The organism is Streptomyces natalensis ATCC 27448, assembly GCF_000935125.1.
In the GTDB taxonomy this organism is placed as follows: domain Bacteria; phylum Actinomycetota; class Actinomycetes; order Streptomycetales; family Streptomycetaceae; genus Streptomyces; species Streptomyces natalensis.
This window is the reverse complement of sequence record NZ_JRKI01000026.1, coordinates 398,673-420,875: the sequence shown is the minus strand read 5'-3', so window position 1 is coordinate 420,875 and position 22,203 is coordinate 398,673. Positions and strand designations below refer to the sequence as shown.

General features: G+C 71.3%; 20 protein-coding genes and 1 riboswitch. Of the genes, 9 read left to right on the top strand and 11 right to left on the bottom strand.

Annotated elements, in window-relative coordinates; all coding sequences use genetic code 11:
• Window positions 1–42 precede the first annotated feature (42 nt).
• The 7 genes from SNA_RS17950 to SNA_RS17920 all read right to left on the bottom strand — a co-directional run bounded on the left by SNA_RS17950 (window position 43) and on the right by SNA_RS17920 (window position 7,501).
• Entirely contained in the window at window positions 43–804 is a 762-nt protein-coding gene (locus SNA_RS17950) for a GNAT family N-acetyltransferase (protein WP_241779702.1), read from the bottom strand.
• A gap of 91 nt (window positions 805–895) precedes the next feature.
• Complete coding sequence (locus SNA_RS17945) at window positions 896–1,921, bottom strand: ABC transporter substrate-binding protein (protein ID WP_030070482.1); 1,026 nt, start codon at window positions 1,919–1,921, stop codon at window positions 896–898.
• Window positions 1,922–2,054: 133 nt separating this feature from the next.
• Complete coding sequence (locus SNA_RS17940; RefSeq protein WP_044365774.1) at window positions 2,055–2,855, bottom strand: amino acid ABC transporter ATP-binding protein; 801 nt, start codon at window positions 2,853–2,855, stop codon at window positions 2,055–2,057.
• A complete protein-coding gene (locus tag SNA_RS17935) occupies window positions 2,852–3,901 on the bottom strand; it encodes an amino acid ABC transporter permease (RefSeq protein ID WP_044365771.1) in 1,050 nt (349 codons plus the stop codon). The genes SNA_RS17940 and SNA_RS17935 overlap by 4 nt, the downstream gene beginning before the upstream one ends.
• 337 nt (window positions 3,902–4,238) lie before the next feature.
• Window positions 4,239–4,347, bottom strand: a riboswitch (SAM riboswitch).
• A gap of 190 nt (window positions 4,348–4,537) precedes the next feature.
• Window positions 4,538–5,842, bottom strand: a complete 1,305-nt coding sequence (locus tag SNA_RS17930) for a GAF domain-containing protein (RefSeq protein WP_044365769.1) — start codon at window positions 5,840–5,842, stop codon at window positions 4,538–4,540.
• An 88-nt stretch (window positions 5,843–5,930) separates the two neighbouring features.
• Window positions 5,931–7,001 carry a DUF6114 domain-containing protein gene (locus SNA_RS17925; RefSeq protein ID WP_030070478.1) on the bottom strand — a complete coding sequence of 357 codons (1,071 nt, stop codon included), beginning with the start codon at window positions 6,999–7,001 and terminating at the stop codon, window positions 5,931–5,933.
• A complete protein-coding gene (locus SNA_RS17920; protein ID WP_241779717.1) occupies window positions 6,992–7,501 on the bottom strand; it encodes a DUF6230 family protein in 510 nt (169 codons plus the stop codon). Before SNA_RS17920 ends, SNA_RS17925 begins: the two co-directional genes overlap by 10 nt.
• A gap of 355 nt (window positions 7,502–7,856) precedes the next feature.
• Here SNA_RS17920 and SNA_RS17915 point away from each other — a divergent pair, with 355 nt between their 5' ends.
• The gene (locus tag SNA_RS17915; protein ID WP_044365764.1) at window positions 7,857–8,513 is read left to right on the top strand and encodes a TetR/AcrR family transcriptional regulator; all 657 of its coding nucleotides are present in this window, start codon (window positions 7,857–7,859) and stop codon (window positions 8,511–8,513) included.
• A gap of 64 nt (window positions 8,514–8,577) precedes the next feature.
• Here SNA_RS17915 and SNA_RS17910 read toward each other — a convergent pair whose 3' ends face one another.
• Window positions 8,578–9,828, bottom strand: a complete 1,251-nt coding sequence (locus SNA_RS17910) for a glycoside hydrolase family 18 protein (RefSeq protein ID WP_044365762.1) — start codon at window positions 9,826–9,828, stop codon at window positions 8,578–8,580.
• Between the two features lie 398 nt (window positions 9,829–10,226).
• Between SNA_RS17910 and SNA_RS17905 the strand changes: the two genes are divergently transcribed.
• Window positions 10,227–11,402: an acyl-CoA dehydrogenase family protein gene (locus SNA_RS17905; RefSeq protein WP_030070474.1), complete on the top strand. Its 1,176-nt coding sequence runs from the start codon at window positions 10,227–10,229 to the stop codon at window positions 11,400–11,402.
• An 86-nt stretch (window positions 11,403–11,488) separates the two neighbouring features.
• Here SNA_RS17905 and SNA_RS17900 read toward each other — a convergent pair whose 3' ends face one another.
• Window positions 11,489–12,643 (bottom strand): pyridoxal-phosphate dependent enzyme, encoded by a 1,155-nt coding sequence (locus SNA_RS17900; protein ID WP_044365759.1) that lies wholly within the window; start codon window positions 12,641–12,643, stop codon window positions 11,489–11,491.
• 238 nt (window positions 12,644–12,881) lie between these two features.
• Between SNA_RS17900 and SNA_RS17895 the strand changes: the two genes are divergently transcribed.
• Both SNA_RS17895 and SNA_RS17890 read left to right on the top strand, forming a co-directional pair.
• A complete protein-coding gene (locus SNA_RS17895) occupies window positions 12,882–14,015 on the top strand; it encodes an Rv3169 family protein (protein WP_044365757.1) in 1,134 nt (377 codons plus the stop codon).
• Window positions 14,012–15,145, top strand: coding sequence for a phosphotransferase family protein (locus tag SNA_RS17890; protein ID WP_030070469.1), 1,134 nt, complete (start codon window positions 14,012–14,014; stop codon window positions 15,143–15,145). The genes SNA_RS17895 and SNA_RS17890 overlap by 4 nt, the downstream gene beginning before the upstream one ends.
• A gap of 27 nt (window positions 15,146–15,172) precedes the next feature.
• On the opposite strand, the gene SNA_RS17885 is transcribed toward SNA_RS17890, so the two are convergent.
• Window positions 15,173–15,610 carry a hypothetical protein gene (locus SNA_RS17885; protein WP_030070468.1) on the bottom strand — a complete coding sequence of 146 codons (438 nt, stop codon included), beginning with the start codon at window positions 15,608–15,610 and terminating at the stop codon, window positions 15,173–15,175.
• A 213-nt stretch (window positions 15,611–15,823) separates the two neighbouring features.
• Here SNA_RS17885 and SNA_RS17880 point away from each other — a divergent pair, with 213 nt between their 5' ends.
• From SNA_RS17880 to fxsA, 5 genes are all read left to right on the top strand, one after another.
• Complete coding sequence (locus SNA_RS17880) at window positions 15,824–16,264, top strand: Lrp/AsnC family transcriptional regulator (RefSeq protein ID WP_030070467.1); 441 nt, start codon at window positions 15,824–15,826, stop codon at window positions 16,262–16,264.
• A gap of 60 nt (window positions 16,265–16,324) precedes the next feature.
• Entirely contained in the window at window positions 16,325–17,965 is a 1,641-nt protein-coding gene (locus SNA_RS17875; RefSeq protein WP_030070466.1) for an amidohydrolase, read from the top strand.
• Window positions 17,966–18,501: 536 nt separating this feature from the next.
• Window positions 18,502–20,175: an apolipoprotein N-acyltransferase gene (lnt, locus tag SNA_RS17870; RefSeq protein WP_044365891.1), complete on the top strand. Its 1,674-nt coding sequence runs from the start codon at window positions 18,502–18,504 to the stop codon at window positions 20,173–20,175.
• The gene (locus SNA_RS17865) at window positions 20,172–20,930 is read left to right on the top strand and encodes a polyprenol monophosphomannose synthase (RefSeq protein WP_030070463.1); all 759 of its coding nucleotides are present in this window, start codon (window positions 20,172–20,174) and stop codon (window positions 20,928–20,930) included. The genes lnt and SNA_RS17865 overlap by 4 nt, the downstream gene beginning before the upstream one ends.
• A 34-nt stretch (window positions 20,931–20,964) precedes the next feature.
• Entirely contained in the window at window positions 20,965–21,549 is a 585-nt protein-coding gene (gene fxsA, locus SNA_RS17860; protein WP_030070462.1) for an FxsA family membrane protein, read from the top strand.
• A 122-nt stretch (window positions 21,550–21,671) separates the two neighbouring features.
• Here the strand turns inward: fxsA and SNA_RS17855 are convergent, their stop codons facing one another.
• Window positions 21,672–22,049 (bottom strand): RNA polymerase-binding protein RbpA, encoded by a 378-nt coding sequence (locus tag SNA_RS17855; protein WP_006601711.1) that lies wholly within the window; start codon window positions 22,047–22,049, stop codon window positions 21,672–21,674.
• Window positions 22,050–22,203 lie beyond the last annotated feature (154 nt).

Sequence of the window (22,203 nt, the reverse complement as noted above, 5' to 3'; positions counted from 1 at the left end):
CCCTTCGGGGGCTGGGCGTGGTCGCGCAGTGCGACTGCCTGATCAAGGCGTCGGTGCCGGATGACGGCCAGGGGTGCGCACCAGCACGAAGTTCGTACGGCGGCGCAGGGTGAAGCCGATGGACTCGTAGAGGCGAATGGCGGTGGTGTTGCCGGCGAGTGCATGGAGGAAGGGGATCTCCCCGCGTTCCCTGATCCCGGCTGCCACCGCCCGGACCAGCCGCGTGGCCAGGCCCTGCCCACGGTGTGCCGGGTGGGTGCAGACGGCGCTGATCTCCGTCCAGCCCGGCGGATGCACGCGTTCCCCGGCCATGGCGATGAGCCGTCCGCGGTGCCGGATGCCGAGGTAGACGCCGAGTTCGACGGTGCGGGGCAGGAAGGGGCCCGGTTTGGTCAGGGCGACCAGGTCCAGGATCTCGGGGATGTCGTCGAGCCCGAGCCGCACCGCTTCGGGTGCGGGTTCGGCGCGTAGCCCGGTGTCGACCAGTTGAACGCCCTGCCCTCGCTCCACGATTTCCCATCCGTCGGGGACGGCCCGCACTCCCGTGACGGGGGTGACGGTGTCCGGGCCGACCAGCTCGGCCAGGTCGTCCCAGGCCCCCGGGTCGGCCGGGTCGGCGAGGGCGGTGAAGGGGCAGACATCCAGGGGATAGCGGGCGGCGCGGCCGACGCGCTCGGCGAACCGGGCGTGCGGGCCGGTCAGCGCGGCCCAGACGGCGTTGTCCAGGAGGTGGGGTTCGGCCGGACTCTGCGTGGGAGGAAGGGAAGAGCTGGTGGAGATGGCGGTGGGAACGCTCCGCGGCATCAACGTGGAATTCCTTCGGACATGGTGGGTTGGTGTGCCCGGGACTCCGGCGTGGCGCCGGAGTCCCGGGCGGCTGCCCTATGAGCGTTGATCAGGAGTTGTCGAGCGGCAGGCCGGGCGGGTTGACCTTGGAGGTGCTGACGGCCTCGTTGGAGAGGTTCCAGGCCGCCAGCCACTTGGCGTACTGACCGTTCCTGATCAGGTAGTTGATCGCCTCGGAGACCGGCTTGGCCAGCCCGCTGTCCTTCTTCGAGGTCGCTGCGATCAGCCCCTGGAGCTTTGCGCCCGCGCCGGAGAACTTGCCGGCGCTACGGGTCGCGTTGGGGCCACTCGCCGTGTGGGTTGTGTGGTAGGCGATGCTGGGATTGGGGCCGAAGTAGGCGTCGATCTTCCCGCTGTTCAGCGCCAGGTAGACGCTGTTGTTGTCCGGGTAGTACTTGACGGTGAGGTCCTTGCCCTGCTTCTTCAGCTTCGCCTTCCACTCCAGCAGGACCTTCTCCTGGTTGGTGCCCCGGCTCACCGCGACCGTCTTGCCGGCCAGGCTCTGGTAGTCGCCGTCGAAGGTCCAGGTGCTCTTCTTGGGCACCTCGAACCCCAGGTTGTCCTGCCGGTAGGTGGCGAACTCGTACTTCTTCTTGCGCTCCTCGGTGTCGGTGACGTTGGCGAAGGCCGCGTCGACCTTGCCGCTGTCGATGCCGACGAACAGGTTCTCCCAGGTGAGGTTCTTCACCTCGGGCTTGAGGCCGAGGACGGCGGCCACCAGTCGGCCGAAGTCGGGCTCGGATCCGGTGAGCGTCTTCTGGTCGTCGCCAATGAAGTTCAGTGGCACGGAACCGGTGGGCAGGGCACCGACGCCGATGGCCAGCTTGCCCTTCTTGGCAATCGGCTTCGGCAGTTCGGCGCTGATGGACTTGACCTCGGACACCTTGAGCGCGGTCTCCTTGGCGGCCCCGTTGGAATGGGCCCCCACGGTGACCGTCCCGGGCACCTTGCTGTCGGACTTGCCGGCCGCTTCGCTGTTGCCCCCGCAGGCGGCGAGGCCAGTGGCGAGGGTAGCGACGGCGGTGCCGAGGGAGAGGCCGCGGAAGAGGCTGCTGCGGAGTTTGAGGGTGCGCATAGCTGTCCTTGCTTCGGTGAGTGGTGGTGAGGGCGCGTTGCTTGTTCTTCGGCGGTGTGGGGGAGGTGTTCTTCGGTGGTGTGTGGGGGACGCGAGCCCGGACGGGCCGCGGGCAGTGGGACGGACGGCGAGGTCAGAGCACCTTGCTCAGGAAGTCCCTGGTCCGCTCGTGTTTCGGGTGATCCAACAACTCGGTGGGGGGACCCTGTTCGACGATCCGGCCCCCATCGATGAAGACGATCCGGTCGGCCACCTCACGGGCGAAGCCGATCTCGTGGGTGACGATGATGAGGGTGGTGCCGCTGGTGGCCAGGTCCTTGATGACGGCCAATACATCGCCGACCAGTTCGGGATCGAGTGCGGAGGTGGGTTCGTCGAAGAGGATGACCCCCGGTCGCAGGGCGAGGGCGCGGGCGATGGCCACCCGCTGCTGCTGGCCGCCGGACAGCTGCCGCGGATAGGCGCCGACCTTGTCGGCCAGACCCACCCGACCGAGCAGTTCGCGGGCCAGCTCCTGGGCCTTGGGCTTGGCCAGCTTCCCGGTGGCCACGGGAGCGGCGGCCACGTTGTCCAGCGCGGTCAGGTGCGGGAAGAGGTTGAAGTTCTGGAAGACGAAGCCGATCCGGCTGCGCTGGCCCAGGATGACCCGTTCGCTCAGCTCCTTGAGCCTCTCGCCGTGCCGGCGTACGCCGATCGGCTCACCGTTCACGCTGACGTACCCGACCTCCGGCTTCTCCAGGTGGTTGATCACCCGCAGCAAGGTGGACTTGCCGGACCCGGACGGCCCGAGGATCACGGTGACCTCGCCGGGCCATACGGTCAACTCGACGCCGTCCAGAACCTGGTGGGCGCCGTACCACTTGTGCACGTCGTGGACCTGGACCGCGGCCGGTCGTATCTCGGTGGTCCCGGTCTCGGTGGTCTCGGTGGTCATATCGCGGCCTCCCTCCGGGCTCGGGCACGCAGATCACGCAGACCTGCCCGCACCTTCTGCAACGGCGTCGGCGGAAGGGTGCGCGTCGCGCCCCTGGCGAAGTACCGCTCGACGTAGAACTGGACGACGGAGACCGCACTCGTGAGGATCAGGTACCAGACGGTCGCGACGAGCAGCAGCGGGACGATGTCACCCGGGTAGGTGCTGCCCATGCTCTGCGCCGAGCCGAACAGATCGAGCAGCGACACGTAGAAGACGAGCGAGGTGCTCTTGATCAGATTGATCAGCAGATTCACGTAGTTCGGGGTGATGGAGCGCAGGGCCTGCGGAAAGACGATCTTCGTGAACTGGTAGCTCTTCGGCAGGCCCAGCGCCAACGCCGCCTCGTGCTGCCCATGGTCGACCGCGAGGATGCCGCTCCGCACCACCTCGGACGCGTACGCCGCCTCATTGAGGGTGAGTCCGACGACCGCCACGACGATGTCGGTGGCGAGCCGGGACTCGTCGAAGGTCAAGAAGGCGGGCCCGAACGGAACCCCGAGGCTCAGCGTCTTGTACAGCGCGCTGAAGTTGTAGAGGAACAGCAGCACCACGATCAGCGGAACCGAGCGGAACAGCCATGTGTAGGTCCAGGCAACCGCCCGCAACACCGGGCTCCGGGAGAGCCTGCCCAGGGCGACCAGGATGCCGCCGAACAGACCGAGCACGGCACTGTACGCCGTCACCTTGAGGGTGATGAGCAGGCCATCGAGGATCGCCGGGCGCAGGAACCAGTACCGGAACCGGTCCCACTGATAGAAGGGGTTGGTCACCAGTCCATGGGCGATCTGGGCGACCAGCACCAGCACGATCGCCGTGGCGATCCAGCGGCCTGGCCTGTGCAGCGGCAACACCCGCTGCGCCGCCGGCGGCCGCGGTGCGGTGCCGTCGCCCGGCCGTTCGGCCTCGGCAGGACGTGCGGTACGAGGCGGGGAGGAGGGGCCGGGGGGCTCCTCGGCAGGGGGCGCTGAGGCGAGAGGTACCGCAGCGCCAGGGGGTTCACTCATGGAGGACTCCAGCGAATTCGGACAGCCCGGACCACGGATGCCGCAACGGCACGGCGCCGGGCCGACGGGGCTCTGCGTGACGATGCGCACGGGGACGCGCGGAACGGGGTTTGGGCAAGGAGGACGCACACCGCGACAGCGGTGGCGTCAGAGATTCAGAAGACCGTCAGCCCTCAGCCTCGGCGGAAGGCACGGCAGGCGCCGGTACACAGAGCGCTATTGACGCGCAGCAGATCGACCGACCGGTTCGCGCACAGCAGCAGGCAGCCACGGCGCCGCCATGCGGCTGTCCCGAAAGCTGCGTACATTCCGTCACCGTCACTGTTCCGGCCCGTGGGGCTCGCGCTTACCGAAGGTCTTCCGGTCCGGTCGTCACCTGGGGCACCCCACCGCGGCGCGAGGGTTGCCGGTCAGCAAGCCAGGGCTTGTCGCTGACACTCATGACCGATCTGCGGCGCAAGTTAGTCAGATCTCGGCCACGCTTGTCAAAGCGTGCCCGACCTATGGGATGACAAAACGAGTCCGCACAGACCTGATGGAATGTATAAAACTGCCGGACATTGGTGACACGCCTCAGGAGCGTTGCGCGAGCCCGTCGGCAGCACCGAGCGGCCGCCTCCGGTGGTCAGGGATGCTTCAGGGGCCTGGCGGCCTGCGGGGACCGTCGGTCGACCGTGGGGCAGAGGACGAGCCGGTCAGCCCGTACGCCGTCCGCAGGCGCCCCGCCGTGGCGTGCGGGACGTCGCGTGCCGGGGAGTGCGGCGGCAGGGTGTCCTCCAGGGCTTCCCAGACCTCCAGGTCGTGCTCGCCCCAGGGGGTCTGCGACCAGCGGCGCAGCAGCGCGGGGTCGCGGGCGGCCAGCAGGGCGCGCCGCAGCCGGTCCTCCAGGGCCGTGCGCAGACGGCGTATCCCGGGGGCCTCCGAGAGCGGCAGCAGCGGACCGGGGTAGGCATCCAGGGCCGCCGTGAGGTGACCGGCGGTCAACTCCCGCTCGACCGTGTGGAGATCGGTCTCGGTCGGACGGGTCAGCCGGTAGGGCCGGGAGGCGAGCAGCGGGCCGGCGAGCTGCCGCAGCCGGGACAGCTCGGCGCGCAGGGTGACCGGGCTGATCTCCCGTTCGCCGTAGAGGAGGACGGCCAGCTGCTCACCGGTCAGGCCCGCGGGGTGGTGGGCGAGCAGCACCATGATCTCGCTGTGCCGGCGGCCCAGCCGCAGCCGGGTGCCGTCCACGGCCAGCAGCGCCTCGTCCCGTCCCAGTGCGGCCAGGAACGTCCCCAACTCCCGTATCCCGTATGCCAGATGGGCCTCGGCGGCGCGGGCGGTGGCCTGGACCAGGGCCAGGCTGTGCGGGCCGGCCAGATGGTCGCCGCCGGTGATGTCGACGGCGCCCAGCAGCCGCCCGGTCCGCGGATCGTGCAGCGGGGCCGCCGCGCAGGTCCAGCGCTGCACCCGCCGGTTGTAGTGCTCGGCCGCGAAGATCTGTACGGCGTGACCGGAGGCGAGCGCGGTGCCCGGCGCGTTGGTGCCCGCATGCCGCTCGTCCCAGCGCGCCCCGACCACGAAGTTCATCCGCTCCGCCTGCCGCCGTACCCCGGGGTGGCCCTCGACCCACAGCATCCGTCCCTGGGGATCGCAGACCGCCATCAGATGCGCACCGTCCTGGGCGATGCTGCCCAGCAGCTCGCGGAAGACGGGCATCGCCCGAGCCAGGGGGTGGGCGTCCCGGTAGGCCCGCAGCGCGGCCTCGTCCAGCTCGATGGGCGCCGCGCCGTCCGAGGCGGCCCGTGCCCGCGCCGAGCGGCGCCAGGAGTCGGCGACCACCCGGCGTACGGGCGGCAGCACCGTCCCGTCGGCCAGGAACGCCTCATGGGCCCGCCGCACCCTGCGGGTATGTGCCACCGGGTCGGCACCCGACTCCAGCGCCAGCCAAGGGTTGACCACCAGTCACCTCTTCGTCACGGATCCGGCCCCCGCACGCCGATGGTGCGCGCAGCGGACGGGGGCCGTAAAGCCCGCCGGGGGAGCCGGATCAGGAACGCGGACCGGCGTGCAGCCGCAGCCCGTCCGCGACGATCAGGTCGGAGGTGACCAGTGCCTGTTCGGCCGTCACATCGGTCATGTAGACGAAGGGCGGTACGACCGGCGGGACGGGGAGCGTGTCGGGGGTGAAGGTGAGGCAGAGCACGCCCTCCAGACAGCCGCTGAACTTGGTGAGGTAGAGGGTCACCTCGCCGCGGAGGTTCAACGTATCGGCGTTCAGCCCGAGTTGGGGCCCGGTGCGGTCGCGGGTGGTGAGGCGGTAGTCGGTGAGCGAGGCCGCCGACATCTTCAGGACCATGGCTTTGGCCCGGCCGTTTGCCGTCGGGACCTCGGTGACCCCGGCGAGGGTGAAGCCCTTGGGGGCGAACCGCGTGGTGTGCACGGTGGGCGGGACCGGCGGCGCCGGTACGCCGGTCGCCTCGGCCCGTTGCGCCGGGCCCCCGACGGCCGCGAGCAGCGCCACGGGCAGGCCGGCCGCGAGGACCTTGCGGCCGACGCCACGACGGGCCGGCGCCGACGCCTGCGCCGTACGGTCCGCGGGGCGGGCGCCGTCCGGATCCGTCTCCCGTACGAGACCTGCCCGCGGTACCGGATCCGTCCCCTGCACCGGATCCGTCCCCTGTGCCGGACCCGTCTCCCGTCCGGGATCCCCCGCCCGCACCGGCGTCCACCCGAACCCCATCGCGCTGCCCGCGATCCCCAGGCCCATGCCCACCAGAAAGCCGCCCAGATTGGTCGCGGCGAAGGAGAGCACCGACAGGATCAGCGCATTGATACTGACGTAGTGGCGCGCGGCCGGTGTGCACCACAGGAAGATCCCCGCCACCATCAGCGCCAGCCCGATGCCGATCGCCGCCAGCCCGCCGAGCCCCAGGCTCACCAGGACCGTCAGCGGTGAGAGCGGCACCAGCAGCAGCTCCGCGCCGCCGAGCAGGAGCAGCAGCCCGGCCCAGAACGGCCGGGTCCGCCGCCAGCGGCGCAGCGCCGCCCGCCGCTCGGGCCACGGCAGTACCTGCTCAAGGCGGGTGCCCCAGCGGGCACGGCGCGCGCTCAGAAACACTTCTCGCCGTCCAGGCTCACGCTCACCCGCAGCCCCTTGAGCCGGAAGTTGCCGCCGGTGGCGGACCAGGCGTGCGAGCGGACCCCGGCGACCGAGATGTCCCCGGCCTGGAGTCCGAACTTCCCCTTCGGGCCGTGCACACCCGGTACGGCGTCCAGCGAGGCGGCGTCCCGGCCGATCTGCGCGGTGCCGAAGCGGGCGTCGCCGACCAGGTCCTCGCCGTCGATGACCAGACTGTCGGCGGACACCGGCCCGGCCCTGCCGCCCGCCGTCAGCTTGAACACCACGGTGCCGACCGGCGTCTTGACCTGCGCCGACTGGCAGATGTCGGCGAGCGACGCCTTGCCGATGCCGAGCAGCGCGACGGGGTGGCCGCGGCCGTCGGTATCGCGGTCGGTGTGGACGTACGAGGACAGTCCGCTGCTGGTCAGCTTGCCCGAGGAGACCTGGAAGTGGGTTCCGGAGACGGCGAAGGAGGCGGCCAGCACGCCCTGGGCCATCACCGTCGCCAGCGCTCCCACGGCGAGCACGGCGGGCACCGCCACCACGGCGGTCTTCTTCCAGGAGGTGCGCCCCTCGGGCGCGGCGGGCGCGGGGCGGGGCGTTCGGATCGTAGGGCTCACTGTGTCCTCCCCGGGGCAGTGGTCGAATGCGCGAGGAAGTGCTGGGGCGCCGTGGGTAAAACGCGGCGGACGATCGCGAAGGTCATGGGCGAAGAAGCGGATCCGGTCCATGACGCGCTGTCATACTGCGGAAAAATCTTGGCAGTTGGCAGTTGGCAGTTGGCAGTTGGCGAGTTGGTCAGTTGGCGACGAGGCGACTACTGACGAGTCCGTTGGGAGACTAGGGCCGATTTTGAATAATAGTCAACAGCGCGGACAGGACGGCTCCCCGGCCGCCCGCGGCACCGGACGCGCCCAGGCACGGCGCGCCGAACTCATCGCCACCGGGCGTGCGTTGTTCGCCGACACCTCGTACGACGCGCTGTCCATGGACGACATCGCCCGCGCGGCCGGCGTGGCCAAGGGCCTGATCTACTACTACTTCACCAACAAGCGCGGCTATTACCTCGCGATCATCGAGGACGCCGTGGCCCAGCTGGTCGAGCGCGCGGGCAGCACCCATGACCTGCCGCCCGTCGAACGCGTCCAGCGCACCGTCGACGGCTATCTCCGCTACGCCCAGCACCACCAGGCCGCCTACCGCGCCATCGTCACCGGCGGCGTCGGCTCCGACGCCGAGGTGCTGGCGATCCGCGATGCCGTGCGGGCCCGGCTGCTGCGCACCATCGCCCGGGGCGCCTGGGGCCGCGAGGAGATCCCGCCGCTCGCCCGCATCGCCCTGACCGGCTGGCTCACCAGCGTCGAGGGCGTCACCCTCGACTGGATCGCGACCCAGGAGATACCCCGCGAGACGGTGACCGCCCTGCTGGTGCGCGGGCTGGGCGACACCCTGCGGCTGATCGAGGAGTACGAGCCGACCTGCCCGGCGCCGTCCCGGCCGTCCACCTGAGCCGCGCACAGGGAAAGGGCGGGAGGCCCCACTGCCTCCCGCCCGGCTTCCTCGACCGCTTCGGCTACCTGATCGCCTTGATCAGCTCGCCGTTGGCGGTGTCACCGCTCAGTTCCCAGAAGAACGTGCCGCCCAGGCCCTGTGCGTCCTTGAAGGCCATCTTGCTGCCGATGGTCTCCGGGGTGTCGTAACTCCACCACTGGTCACCGCACTTGGCATACGCGGTACCGCCCACCTTGCCGGTGGCCGGGCAGCGGTCCTTGAGCACCTTGTAGTCGTCGATGCCCGCCTCGTACTTGCCCGGGGCCGCACCGGTCGCCGTACCGCCCGGAGCGTCCTGGGTGACACCCTGCCAGCCGCGGCCGTAGAAGCCGATGCCCAGCAGCAGCTTGCCGGCCGGCACGCCCAGCTTCTTCAGCTTGGTGAGGGTGTCGGTGGTGTTGAAGCCGGCCTTCGGGATGCCGTTGTACGACGCGAGCGGGGAGTGCGGGGCCGTCGGGCCCTTGGCGTCCCATGCGCCGAAGTAGTCGTACGTCATCGGGTTGTACCAGTCGACGTACTGCGCCGCGCCCGCATAGTCGGCCGCGTCCATCTTGCCGCCGTCCGAGGCGTCCGCGGTGATCGCCGCGGTCACCAGCTGGTCCTTGCCGAACTTCTCCCGCAGCGCCTTCATGACGTTGGTGAACGCGTCCTTGCCGCTGGTGTCGCAGCTCAGACCGCAGGCATTGGGGTACTCCCAGTCGATGTCGATGCCGTCGAAGACATCCGCCCAGCGCTTGTCCTTGACCAGGTCGTGGCAGGACTGGGCGAACGCCTCGGGGTTCTTGGCGGCCTCGCCGAAACCGCCCGACCAGGTCCAGCCGCCGAAGGACCAGATCACCTTGAGGTTGGGGTGCAGTTTCTTGAGCTTGCGCAGCTGGTTGAAGTTGCCGCGCAGCGCGCCGTCGTCCCAGGTGTCGGCCTTGCCGTCGACGCTCTGGTCGGCGGTGTACGCCTTGTCGTAGTCGGCGTAGGAGTCGCCGATGGCGCATTTGCCGCCTTGGACGTTGCCGAAGGCGTAGTTGATATGCGTCAGTTTGTCGGCCGACCCGGAGGTCTCGATGTTCTTGACGTGGTAATTGCGGTCGTAGACACCCCAGTTGGTGAAGTATCCGACGACCTTGTCACCGGCCGCGGCGGCGGTGTGGGGGGTGGTGCCCGTGGGGCGGGCGGAGGCGGAGCCGGTGAGCAGAAGGCCGGCCAGCGCCGCCGTACACAGCGCGGTGGCGGCGGCGATCAGCCGGTGGGGCGCTCGCCTTCGGTGCGGTCTGAGCATGTCGTCTCCTCGGAGGGGGGCGAGGTGGAGCCGTGACCTGCGTGTGGAAGGAGCGTGCAGGCCGCTCGGCGGCCGGGTGGGGAGAAACGTGAACGGCCGGTGCCGAATTGGCATGAACGCGTAGAACGTTGAGGGAGAAGGTAGAAGGACTAGACCAGTGGGGTCAATGGTTCGGACCAATTTCGTGACCGTGCGGGCCGGTCCGGACCGCCCGGATCCGGTGATCATCAACCCGTGACGTGGGGCCGCCGATCGGGCATACTCCTAGCGCCACAGTCGCAGGTCATCGTCTTCCGAGACCCGGAAGGCGATCATCGGCTGGGCACCCGGAAATCCGGCGGCGCCGCCTCACCCCCGCGTGCGCTGCCGCAGCGCCCGACAGGGAGGAGAGCGCCGCCATGACCGAGTACGGCCCCCGGCCGGTGGACCGCAGGCTGCCCACCGAGGAAGCCCGCGACCTGATGACGCTCGTACGCGAACTCATCGAGCGGGAGATCAGGCCGACCGCCGCCGAGGAGGAGGACGCCGGCCGCTTCCCCCGCGAGACCTTCACCCTCCTCTCGGAATCCGGCCTGCTCTCCCTCCCGTACGCCGAGGAGTTCGGCGGCGGCGACCAGCCCTACGAGGTCTACCTCCAGGTCCTCGAAGAACTCGCGGCCGCCCGGCTCACCGTCGGCCTGGGCGTCAGCGTGCACACCCTGGCCTGTCATGCGCTGGCCGGATACGGCAGCAAGCAGCAGCGCGCCGACCATCTGCCGGCCATGCTCGGCGGCGGGCTGCTCGGCGCGTACTGCCTCTCCGAGCCGTCCTCCGGCTCCGACGCCGCCTCGCTGACCACGCGCGCCACCCGCGACGGCGGTGGGGGCTGGATCATCGACGGCACCAAGGCGTGGATCACCCACGGCGGGGTGGCCGATTTCTACACCGTCCTCGCCCGCACCGGTGGCCCCGGTGCCCGCGGCATCACGGCCTTCCTCGTCCCCGGCGACGCCGAGGGCCTGACCGCTGCGGTGCCCGAGCGCAAGATGGGCATGAAGGGTTCCCCGACCGCCCAGCTGCACTTCGACGGCGTCCGCATCCCCGACTCCCGTCGTATCGGCGACGAGGGCCAGGGCTTCGCCATCGCCCTGTCCGCCCTCGACTCCGGCCGCCTCGGCATCGCCGCCTGCGCCATCGGCGTCGCCCAGGCCGCACTGGACGAGGCGCTCGGCTACGTCGCCGAACGCCGGCAGTTCGGCCGCCCGATCGCCGACTTCCAGGGGCTGCGCTTCATGCTCGCCGACATGGCCACCCAGATCGAGGCCGGCCGCGCCCTCTACCTCACCGCCGCCCGGCTGCGCGACGCCGGGCAGCCGTTCTCCAAGGAGGCGGCGATGGCCAAGCTCTTCTGCACGGACACCGCGATGCGGGTGACCACCGACGCCGTACAGCTCCTCGGAGGCTACGGCTACACCGCGGACTTCCCGGCCGAGCGGTATATGCGCGAGGCCAAGGTCCTCCAGATCGTCGAGGGGACGAACCAGATCCAGCGGATGGTGATCGCCCGGCATCTGGCGGGGCCGGAGTCGCACTGAGCCGGGGGCGGGCCGGAGTGCGCTGATCCAGGGCGGGCCGGAGTCGCGCTGAGCGTGGCGGGCCGGGGCCTCGTCCCGGCCCGCCCTCAGCCCACCAGCCCCTTCAGGCCCGTCGCCGTGCCCATCGCGACCACCAGCACACCGGGCCGGCGGACGAGATCCCACGCCACGGCGGAGGCCACGGCCGACGACGGCTCCAGGACCAGCCCCTCGGCCGCCAGCCGCCGGTGCTCCGCCAGGATCGCCTCGTCGTCCAGTGCCACGGCCGTGCCCCCGCTGCGCCACAGCGCATCGAGCCCCTGCCAGCAGGGCCGTTCCTCCCCTAGGGAGAACGCCACCGTGGGCCCGCTCGCGACCCGCGTGCGCTCCTGCTCCGCCCGGTCCGGGTGGCGCAGCGCCGCGGTGAACGGTGCCGCGGCCGCCGGTTCGGCCGCCACCAGCCGGGGCGCGGACGCGAGCAGCCCCGCGGCCGTCAGCTCGCGGAAGCCGCGGCCGATGCCGCCCAGCAGATCCGCCCGGCTGGTGGGCACCACCACCGCGTCGATCCGCCGCCCCGCGAAATCCCGCGCCAGCTCGTACGCCACCGATTTGTAGCCCTCGTTGGCGTACGGGTTCCCGCCGGGGGAGGGCACGGAGAAGCTGGTCAACGGGTACCAGCCGCGCTCCGCGACGGCCCGCCCCATCGCCTCGTTCCGCTCCAGCGCGCTGCCCGGGTGCACCACGCGCTCGGCACCCAGCGCATCGATCTGCGCCCGCAGCCCGGCCGGCACCGTCTCGTTGGTGAACACCACACAGCGCAGCCCGGCCCGCGCCGCATACGCCGCGGCCGCCGCGCCCGCGTTGCCGGAGGACGCCGCGACGACGGTGTCCGCACCGGCCGCCACCGCCGCCGCCACGCCGACGGCCATCGCCCGGTCCTTGTGCGACCCGGTGGGGTTGCCGCCCTCGTACTTCAGCCACAACTCACCGGCGGAATCGGCCTGTTGGCCGGAATCCGGGTCCGTCCGCAGCCGGATGTTCGGGGTGTTGCCCTCGCCCAGCGTGACCGGTGCCCCCGCCATCGGCAGCGCCGTCGGCAGCCCCCACGGTCCGCCGGGATACCGGGTGAGGTCGACGCCGTTCAGATCCGCGAGCGGCGGCATCGCATTGACGCCGATCCCCTCGGCGGCGCAGCTCCGGCAGCCGTCGAAGCTCCCGGTCGGACGGTCACAGCGCAGGCAGCGCAGGGGTGGTGGGGTCACCGTGGCTCCAGGTCTCTTTCGTGCCGACGCCGGGTCGAATCCGTGCCGACGCCGGATCGGCTCCGTGCCGACGTGGTGCCGACTCCGTGCCGACTCCATGTCCATGCGCCGAATGTAACAGCCGAACCGGGGTTACGTCCCCTACCGTACGCCCCGGCCTCCCCGGAGGTCTGGCCGCCCGTCGAAACCTGACGTACCGTCAACTCCCGCCGTTCGGCCGCGCCCCCAGGAGGAGACCGTGCCCGACCGCCCGATCGCGCTCGACGAGTACCCGATCCACCAGGCGCCGTTGTCCATGCGGCATGTCGTCACCGGCGACCGCAACGCCTATGACCGGTGCATCTTCCACGTCATGGACCACTCCGGCCGCGCCCTGCTCATCGCCGGACTCGGCGTCTACCCCAACACCGGGGTCATCGACGCCTATGCCACCCTTCGCGTCGGCGACCGGCTGCATGCCGTACGGGCCTCCGACGCGCTCACCGATGACCGGCTCGCGCTCACCGTCGGCCCGCTCACCGTCACCGTCGAGGAGCCGCTCGCCCGGATCCGGCTGACCTGCGCCGCGGATCCCGGCGATCCCGACGGCCTCTCCTACGACCTGACCTGGACCGCGGCCCACCCCGCCACCTGGGAGCCGCACCACACCCAGTACCGCGGCGACCGGCTGACGCTGGAGGGCCGGCGGTTCGTCCAGGCGGGCATCTGCACCGGGCGCATCCGGATCGCGGGGGAGGAACTGGCCGTGACGGCGGGGGAGTGGACCGGCACCCGCGACCGCAGCTGGGGCGTCCGCCCGATCCCCGGCGAGGAGGCGGGACGGGCGGGGGAGGAGGCGCGGCCGGAGGGTTTCCACTGGGTATGGTGCCCGGTCCGCTTCGACGACCGGTTCCTCATGGTCATCGTCCAGGAGGACGCCGACGGCCACCGCACCCTGAACGAGGCCCTGTTGGTGCGCGAGGGCGAACGGGACGTCCAACTCGGCTGGCCGCACACCGACATCACCTACCGCCCCGGCACCCGCCACCCCGAACGCGCCGTCCTCCACCTCACCGACCCGGCCCGCAAACCCCTGGAACTCACCGCCGAGATCCTCACCTCCTCCCCTCTGGCCGTCGGCGCCGGCTACCCTCCCGCCGACGACTGGCAGCACGGCACCTGGCGCGGCCGCGGCTGGACCGACCGCCGTACCTACGACCTGTCCGATCCGGCGGCGCACCCCCTTGCCGCCTACGGCGTCACCGACCACGCCGCCCGCTTCACCTTCGAGGGCCGGACCGGCTACGGGATCTTCGAGCACGGCAGCTTCGGCCGCCACGATCCGAGCGGGTTCACCGGGTATGCAGATGTCGCAGGAGAGGACGGCCGGTGACCACCGCTCCCCGCCCCCGCACCACCACCCGCGACCCCGAAGACCTCACCCGCCGCCTCACCGCCTGGCTCGACACCCGGCTCCCCGGCGCCCGCGCCGTCAACGCCACCGTGCCCGCCTCCAACGGCATGTCCAGCGAGACCCTGCTCTTCGACATCGACGGCGCCAACCCGCCGTCCCCCGGGCTCTCGGCGTCGCTCGCGCAGGGAGGGACCCCCATGTCCTGCGCGCTGCGCCTCGCCGCCGACCCCGCCGCGTACACGATCTTTCCGCGCTACGACATGGCCCGGCAGTACCGCACCATGCGCCTGGTCGCCGACCGCACCGGCCTCCCCGTCCCCCGCACCCTCTGGCTGGAAGAGGACCCGCAATTCCTCGGCGCGCCCTTCTTCGTCATGGAGCGCGCCGCCGGGCGCGTCCCACCGGACGTCATGCCCTATACGTACGAGGGGAATTGGCTTTACGCCGCCACCGACGAGGAAAGAGAGCGGCTGGAAGCGGACAGCGTTTCGGTGCTGGCCCAGCTGCACGACCAAGTACCGGTGAAGGAAGCCGAGTTCCTCGCCGTGGACGGAACCGGGACGGCACTGCACCGTCACATCGAGTCCCAACGCCGTTATTACGCCTGGGTGGTGGACGGACTCCCGCCGTCACCGGTTATCGAGCGGGGATTCTCCCGGCTCGCCGACCTCTGGCCCGCCGACCCGGGGGAAACCGTCCTGACCTGGGGCGACGCCCGGATCGGAAATATCGTCTACGACGATGCCTTCCGGCCGGCCGCCGTACTGGACTGGGAAATGGCCGCCCTCGGACCGCGCGAACTCGACCTGGGCTGGATGATCTATCTCCATCGCTTTTTCCAGGACCTCACCGAAAGCGGCGGGCAGCGCGGGCTGCCCGATTTTCTGCGCCGCGACCGTATCGAGGGGCGCTATACCCGGCTCACCGGGCACACACCCCGCGATATGGAATTCCACACCCTTTACGCCGCCCTGCGGCAGGCCATCGTGATGCTGCGGGTGGCATATCGCCAGGTGCATTTCGGAGAGGTGCCGGTGCCGGACGACGCCGATGCGCTGATCCTGCACCGGGACACCTTGGAAGCGATGATCGCCGGCCGGTATTGGTGAGCGGCCGCTACCGGTGATGAGCTCGGCTCAGGCCGCCTGGTCCCGCATCTGCGGGACCCGTACCGGCCGCGTACCGGGGCCGCCGATGTGCGAGAACGGCTGACGGCGCCAGTCCAGACCCTCCGGGAGCGTCAGCAGCACGGCGGCGTCCTGCTCCTGCGCGTCCATCGAGTCCTCGGTCTCCGGCGCCTCGGCGGCCGGCCGGCCGGAGCCCTGGCACACCGTCAGACCGAACGGGTTCCACGGCGAGGGGCACAGTGCGTGCTCCGGAAGCGTGTCCTCGTCCGCGAGAAGCGCGATCGGCTGCCCGCAGTCCGGGCAGGTCACGCGGTAGATGTCAAAGGTCTCGAAGATGTCGTCCGAGCCGTCCGCGGCCTCGCCGCCGGAGAAACCGAGACTGTCGCCCTCCTGGGCGCCGCCGTTCGGCGCCGCGGATTCCTGCTTGACGCGTCGCATGATGTCCATCCCCCTTGGGTGGGCCAGGCCGTACGGACCGCTGACTTCCTTGACGGGCGGTCCAGGCCACCAGCAGCAATTCCCTTCATGCCGCATGCATAATCACCGGCACCCGACGGACACGGGTTCACGGGTGTGGCATTCCTCACATGAGCCGGCGCAGGGCTGTCCACGATCCGGCGTGCGCTGCGCATTCGCGGCCCGGGGCAGTAGGTTGGGCGGGTGGAGGAGTTGGACCGACAAATCGTGGATCTGCTCGTCAAGGACGGGCGGATGAGCTACACCGACCTGGGCAAGGCCACCGGCCTGTCCACCTCGGCCGTGCACCAGCGGGTGCGCCGGCTAGAGCAGCGCGGTGTCATCCGGGGCTATGCCGCCCTCGTGGACCCGGAAGCCGTGGGCCTGCCGCTCACCGCCTTCATCTCGGTCAAACCCTTCGACCCCAGTGCCCCGGACGATATCGCCGACCGGCTGGCGGAGGTCCCCGAGCTGGAGGCCTGCCACAGCGTCGCGGGCGATGAGAACTACATCCTCAAGGTCCGCGTCGCCGCCCCGCTGGAGCTGGAGCATCTGCTCACCCGGATCCGCTCCCTCGCCGGCGTCTCGACCCGTACGACGGTCGTGCTCTCCACACCGTACGAGGCCCGGCCGCCGCGCATCTGACCTGGCGGTATCTCACCCCCGCGGGCGGCGCCGCCGCGCGCAGGGGCCAAACTGTCCGGTATGAGCGAGCGCATCCCCGACCCGGCCCGAGCCCGTACCGTCCTGCTGCGCGGCGGCGAGGTGCACAGCCCCGCCGACCCCTTCGCCACCGCCATGGTGGTCGAGGGCGACCGCATCGCCTGGGTGGGGGAGGAGGGCGCGGCCGATTCCTTCGCCGACGGCGTGGACGAGGTGGTACGGCTGGACGGCGCACTGGTCACTCCCGCCTTTACGGACGCACATGTGCACACCACTGCCACCGGCCTCGCGCTGACCGGGCTCGACCTGGCCGGGACGGACACGCTGTCCGACGCGCTGGCCCGGGTCCGCGCGTATGCCGCCGCGCGTCCGGCGGACCGGGTCCTGCTGGGGCACGGCTGGGACGCCAGCGCCTGGCCCGAGGGACGCCCGCCGTCCCGCACGGAACTGGACGAGGCCGCCGGTGGCCGTCCCCTCTATCTCACCCGGGTCGATGTGCACTCCGCCGTGGTGACCACCGCGCTGCTGGACCTGGTCCCCGGGATCCGCGAACGGTCCGGATTCCACGCCGACGCCCCGCTGACGGGCGACGCCCACCACGCCGTACGGCAGGCCGCCCACGCCACCGTCACGCCCGCCCAGCGCGCCGACGCCCAGGCCGCGGCGCTCGCCCGTGCCGCCTCCCTCGGGATCGGCAGCATCCACGAGTGCGCGGGCCCGGAGATCTCCGGCGAGGACGACTTCACCGGCCTGCTGGCCCTGGCAGCGGTGGGCAACGGCCCGCGGGTCGTCGGTTACTGGGCCGAACAGATCGCATCCGCAAAGGACGCGGAGCGGATCCGTGAGCTCGGCGCCATCGGCGCGGCCGGCGACCTCTTCGCCGACGGCTCCCTCGGCTCGCACACCGCCCATCTGCACGCCCCGTACGCCGACGCCGACCACACCGGCAGCGCGCACCTGGACACCGCGGCCGTCGCCGCCCATGTCGCCGCCTGCACCGAGGCCGGACTCCAGGCCGGATTCCACGCCATCGGCGACGCCGCGCTGACCACCGTCGTCGACGGCGTACGGACCGCCGCCGACCGCATCGGCCTCGACCGCATCCGCGCCGCCCGCCACCGCATCGAACACGCCGAAATGCTCACCGACGCCACCCTCGCCGGCTTCGCCGAGCTGGCCCTGACCGCCTCCGTCCAGCCCGCCTTCGACGCGGCCTGGGGCGGCCCGGACGGCATGTACGCGGCCCGGCTCGGCGCCGACCGCGCCCGCACCCTGAACCCGTACGCCGCCCTGCTGCGGGCCGGGGTCCCGCTCGCCCTCGGCTCCGACAGCCCGGTCACCCCGCTCGACCCCTGGGGCACCCTGCGCGCCGCCGTCTTCCACCGCACCCGCGCCCACGGCATCTCCGCCCGCGCCGCCTTCACCGCCCACACCCGCGGCGGCTGGCGGGCCATCGGCCGGGACGACGCGGGCGTCCTGGTGCCCGGCGCACCCGCCGACTACGCGGTCTGGCACACCGGTGAACTGCTCGTCCAGGCCCCCGACGAGCGGGTGGAGCGCTGGTCCACCGACCCCCGCTCCGGCACCCCCGGCCTGCCCGATCTGACCCCCGGCGGCGACCTCCCGGTCTGCCTGCGTACGGTCGTCGGCGGGCGTACCGTCTTCGCGCGGCCGATCGAGTGACATCGGGCGGGCAGCTGACGCCGAACCGCGTGCTTGCGGCTGCTTGCCCCTGCTGGGCCCGCTCGGCGGTGACCTGGGGCGACGCGAAAACGACGCAGACAGACCACCTGTTGACAGCAGGCGGTCGGCGGCCGGTAGGTTCGGCCGAGTCCACCACAGGACGTCCGATCGGGAGACCTCCGCGCAGTCGTCGAACGCAGCTGGGCCATGGGGCGGAGCGCCCCCTCGGCGCACCGCCACTGGGAGCCAGGTCCAGCGTCCGCGGCACGGCGCGCCGGATCGCCTCGGCCGGTCGGCGGGGTGCGACCCGGGTGGGGCCCGGACGCTCAGTAGACAACGGCTTTCGGTCGACCCGCAGCCAGCGGGTCCCAGGTCGGCCCGAAGGGCACCGGGCCCCTATCCGCACCTCTGTGCTCATTTACGCACCTGGCGCCCGAGATCGCGCCTTTCCGATGTACGGTCAGCTCACTCCCCCCGAGTTCCTCAGGAGCGGGGAGGTGCCCCCACCAGCCCGACCTGCAAGGAAGGCCGTGACCGTGCCATCGGTCTCTGACACCGCCGAAGACGCCGTGAGCGGCGCCTCGGCCGACGACTCGGTGCCGTCCGCCGGCAAGGGCGTGACCGACGCGCCGCACCGCCCCGGACGGCTCCGCCGCCTCGCCGCGCTCGCCCGCCGCGAGGCGCCCCGCACCGCCCTCGCGGCCGCCTCCGGCGCCCTTCTGGGCCTCGCCTTCCCGCCGTACGACCTGTGGCCGCTGTCCCTGGTGGGCGTGGCCGCCTTCGCGCTGCTCACCCGCGGCCGCACCGTACGGCAGGGCGCCTGGAGCGGCTTCGCCCTCGGGCTGCCGTTCTTCGTCCTGCTGCTCAAGTGGCTGCATGTGGTCGGCTGGGACGCGGTGATCGGGCTGTCGATCGCCGAGGCGCTGTTCCTGGCGCTGCTGGGCGCGGCGCTCGCCGGTACCTCCCGGCTTCCGGGCCGGCCGCTGTGGGCCGCCTGCCTGTGGGTCGCCGAGGAATGGGCCCGCGACCGGCTGCCGTTCGGTGGTTTCCCGTGGGGGCGGCTGGCGTTCGCCAACACCGGCTCGCCGTTCACCCCGCTCGCCGCGCTCGGCGGCGCACCGCTGGTGACCTTCGCCGTCGCGCTGGCCGGCACGCTGCTGGCCACCTGTGCCGTGGCGCTGTGGGGCCTGCGCGGGGGCGGCGCATCGCGCAAGGCGGTGACGGCGTTGGAATGCTTCGGGCTGGCCGCCGCCGTGACCGTCGTGGGTGCGGCCGTACCCGTCCCGACCAAGGCCGACGACAGCGTCGACATCGCGGTCGTCCAGGGCAATGTCCAGCAGCCCGGTATGGACTTCCTGGGCCGCCCCATGAAGATCCTCGGCAACCACGCCACGGCCACCGAGAAGCTCGCCGCCGACATCAGGGCGGGCAAGGCCCGCAAGCCGGATCTGGTCATCTGGCCGGAGAACTCCTCCGACCTCGACCCCTTCAAGTACCCGCAGGCGTACGACCGCATCGACCATGCGGTCAAGTCGATCGGGGTGCCCGTTCTCGTCGGCGCCCTGGTCGACCACCCCAGCAAGAAGGGCTATGTCTTCAACGAGGGCATCGTCTGGGACCCGAGGACGGGGCCGGGCGCCTCGTACACCAAGCAGCACCCGGTGCCGTTCGGCGAGTACGTCCCCTTCCGGGAGCAGCTCAGCAAGATCATTACGCGCTTCCAGCGGGTGCCCCGCGACTTCGCCCCCGGCGACCACACCGGCCTCCTGAAGGTCGGCCCCGCCCGGCTCGGTGACGTCATCTGCTTCGAGGTCGCCTACGACCAGATCGTCCACGACACGGTCGGCGCGGGCGCCCGCGCCCTGGTCGTCCAGACCAACAACGCCACCTACGGGCGCACCGGCCAGCCCGAGCAGCAGCTGGCCATGTCCAAGCTGCGCGCCGTGGAACACGGCCGGGCCGTGGTGACCGCCGCCACCAGCGGCATCAGCGCGGTCGTCGCCCCGGACGGCACCATCACCCATCAAATCCCCGAGTTCACCCAGGGCGTGGTCTCCGCGCGGATCCCGCTGCGCGACGAAACGACGCTCGCCGACCTCGTCGGTGCGGCACCTGAGTGGGCGCTCGCTATCGTGGGCCTTCTGTCCTGCGCCGCCGCGGTTGTCGTGGGTCGGCGCGGGCGTTCGAAGGCCGAGAAGGGACAGCAGTGACAGACGGCGGTCAGCGGCAGTACGGTCCGCTCGGCACCACATTGGTGATCATCCCGACCTACAACGAGGCGGAGAACATCAAGCCGATCGTCTCGCGGGTGCGGTCCGCCGTCCCCGAGGCGCATGTCCTGGTCGCGGACGACAACTCCCCGGACGGCACCGGCAAGCTCGCCGACGAGCTCGCCGCCGGGGACGAGCAGGTGCACGTCCTGCACCGCAAGGGCAAGGAAGGGCTCGGCGCCGCCTACCTCGCGGGCTTCCAGTGGGGCATGGACAACGGCTACGGCGTCCTGGTCGAAATGGACGCCGACGGTTCGCACCGGCCCGAGGAGCTGCCGCGCCTGCTGACCGCGCTCAAGGGCGCCGATCTCGTGCTCGGTTCGCGGTGGGTGCCCGGTGGCCGGGTGGTGAACTGGCCCAAGCGCCGCGAGTTCCTCTCGCGGGGTGCGAGCGCGTATTCCCGGGTCCTCCTGGACGTACCGATCCGCGATGTCACCGGCGGCTTCCGGGCCTTCCGGGTGGAGACGCTCAACGGGCTCGGGCTGTCCGAGGTGGCCTCGGCGGGCTACTGCTTCCAGGTCGATCTGGCCCGGCGCGCGGTGCGGGCCGGATTCCACGTCGTCGAGGTCCCGATCACCTTCGTCGACCGGGAACACGGGGACAGCAAGATGAGCCGCGACATCATGGTCGAGGCGCTGTGGCGGATCACCGCCTGGGGTTTCGATACCAGGGTGCGCAAGATCCGCGGCCGCTGACGGTGTGGGGGGCCGGGCCAGGCACACTTGAGGCATGACGTTCGCAGCCATGCCGTCCCCTGGCCCCCGCCCCCCTCAGCAGCGCTCGCGTGCCCGTCGGTTCGTTCCGCTGGGCATCGCCGCCTGGGTGGTGCTGGAGGTCTGGCTGCTGATCGCCGTCGGTGACGCCACGAACGGGCTGACCGTCTTCGTGCTGCTGGCCGCCGGGGTGGTGGCCGGTTCGCTGGTGATCAAACGGGCGGGTCGCCGGGCCTGGCGCAACCTCACCGAGACCCTGCAAGCCGCCGGCCCCACGGAGCAGCCCGCGAGTCCCCGGCCCCCGGCCGACGGCAAGGGCAACAACACGCTGCGGATGCTCGGCGGCCTGCTGCTGATGGTGCCGGGGCTGCTGTCCGACGTGGCGGGGCTGCTGTGCCTCTTCCCGCCCACGGGGAAGCTGATCCAGCGCCGGGCCGAGAAGCTGCTGAGCGGTCGGGCGGGCACCGCCCCGGGATCCTTCGGCGACGCCTTCCGGCAGGCCCGCATCCACCACCCCGACGGCAAGGTCGTCCAGGGCGAGGTCATCCGCGACGACGAACCCCCGTCCCCGCCCCGCCAGGACCCGCCGCTGACCCGCTAGGGCAGCGGCCTACGCGAAGCGCATACGGGGGAGCGCATACGAGCAAGGGCCGGGGCCACTGCGCAATGCAGTGGCCCCGGCCCTCGTGCTGCGATCTCTCGCGCAGGTCCGTCCGGCAGGTGTCAGGCGGACTTGCGGTTGGTGTCGCGCGGATGCACGGCAATGTTCATGGTGCCGGAGCGCAGGACCGCCAGCCGCTCGGCCAGCACTTCCTCCAGCTCCTCGCGGGTGCGCCGCTCCATGAGCATGTCCCAGTGCGTACGCGCGGGCTTGCCCTTCTTCTCCTCGGGACCGTCGCCATCCACCAGAAGCGAGGGTGCACCACACACCTTGCACTCCCACTCCGGCGGAATCTCGGCCTCAACCGAGAACGGCATCTCAAATCGATGACCGTTCTGGCATGCGTACTCCACCGCCTGGCGCGGGGCCAGGTCGATGCCGCGGTCGGTCTCGTAGCTGGTCACCACGAGTCGCGTACCGCGGAGAGCTCGCTCACTCATGAATCGTGCCTCCCGGGCTTGTCGCCCACAGGACAGGTGTCGCTGTCGTCGTCATCCGGTCAACGTCCGGTCGGCGGTGAAGATTCCCGTTCACGTAATCTGCGTCGCCCGTCGTGCCGCCCCTTGTTGTACCCACCAGCGCCCGGTTTGTCAC

What these genes read in the sequence shown, in the direction of transcription:
- SNA_RS17935 (WP_044365771.1), bottom strand. Translation starts at nt 3,901, where the DNA reads ATGAGTGAACCCCCTGGCGCTGCGGTACCTCTCGCCTCAGCGCCCCCT.
- SNA_RS17875 (WP_030070466.1), top strand. Translation starts at nt 16,325, where the DNA reads ATGAGCGAGCGCATCCCCGACCCGGCCCGAGCCCGTACCGTCCTGCTG.
- SNA_RS17855 (WP_006601711.1), bottom strand. Translation starts at nt 22,049, where the DNA reads ATGAGTGAGCGAGCTCTCCGCGGTACGCGACTCGTGGTGACCAGCTAC.
- SNA_RS17905 (WP_030070474.1), top strand. Translation starts at nt 10,227, where the DNA reads ATGACCGAGTACGGCCCCCGGCCGGTGGACCGCAGGCTGCCCACCGAG.
- SNA_RS17945 (WP_030070482.1), bottom strand. Translation starts at nt 1,921, where the DNA reads ATGCGCACCCTCAAACTCCGCAGCAGCCTCTTCCGCGGCCTCTCCCTC.
- SNA_RS17950 (WP_241779702.1), bottom strand. Translation starts at nt 804, where the DNA reads ATGCCGCGGAGCGTTCCCACCGCCATCTCCACCAGCTCTTCCCTTCCT.
- SNA_RS17920 (WP_241779717.1), bottom strand. Translation starts at nt 7,501, where the DNA reads ATGGCCCAGGGCGTGCTGGCCGCCTCCTTCGCCGTCTCCGGAACCCAC.
- SNA_RS17910 (WP_044365762.1), bottom strand. Translation starts at nt 9,828, where the DNA reads ATGCTCAGACCGCACCGAAGGCGAGCGCCCCACCGGCTGATCGCCGCC.
- fxsA (WP_030070462.1), top strand. Translation starts at nt 20,965, where the DNA reads ATGACGTTCGCAGCCATGCCGTCCCCTGGCCCCCGCCCCCCTCAGCAG.
- SNA_RS17885 (WP_030070468.1), bottom strand. Translation starts at nt 15,610, where the DNA reads ATGGACATCATGCGACGCGTCAAGCAGGAATCCGCGGCGCCGAACGGC.
- SNA_RS17940 (WP_044365774.1), bottom strand. Translation starts at nt 2,855, where the DNA reads ATGACCACCGAGACCACCGAGACCGGGACCACCGAGATACGACCGGCC.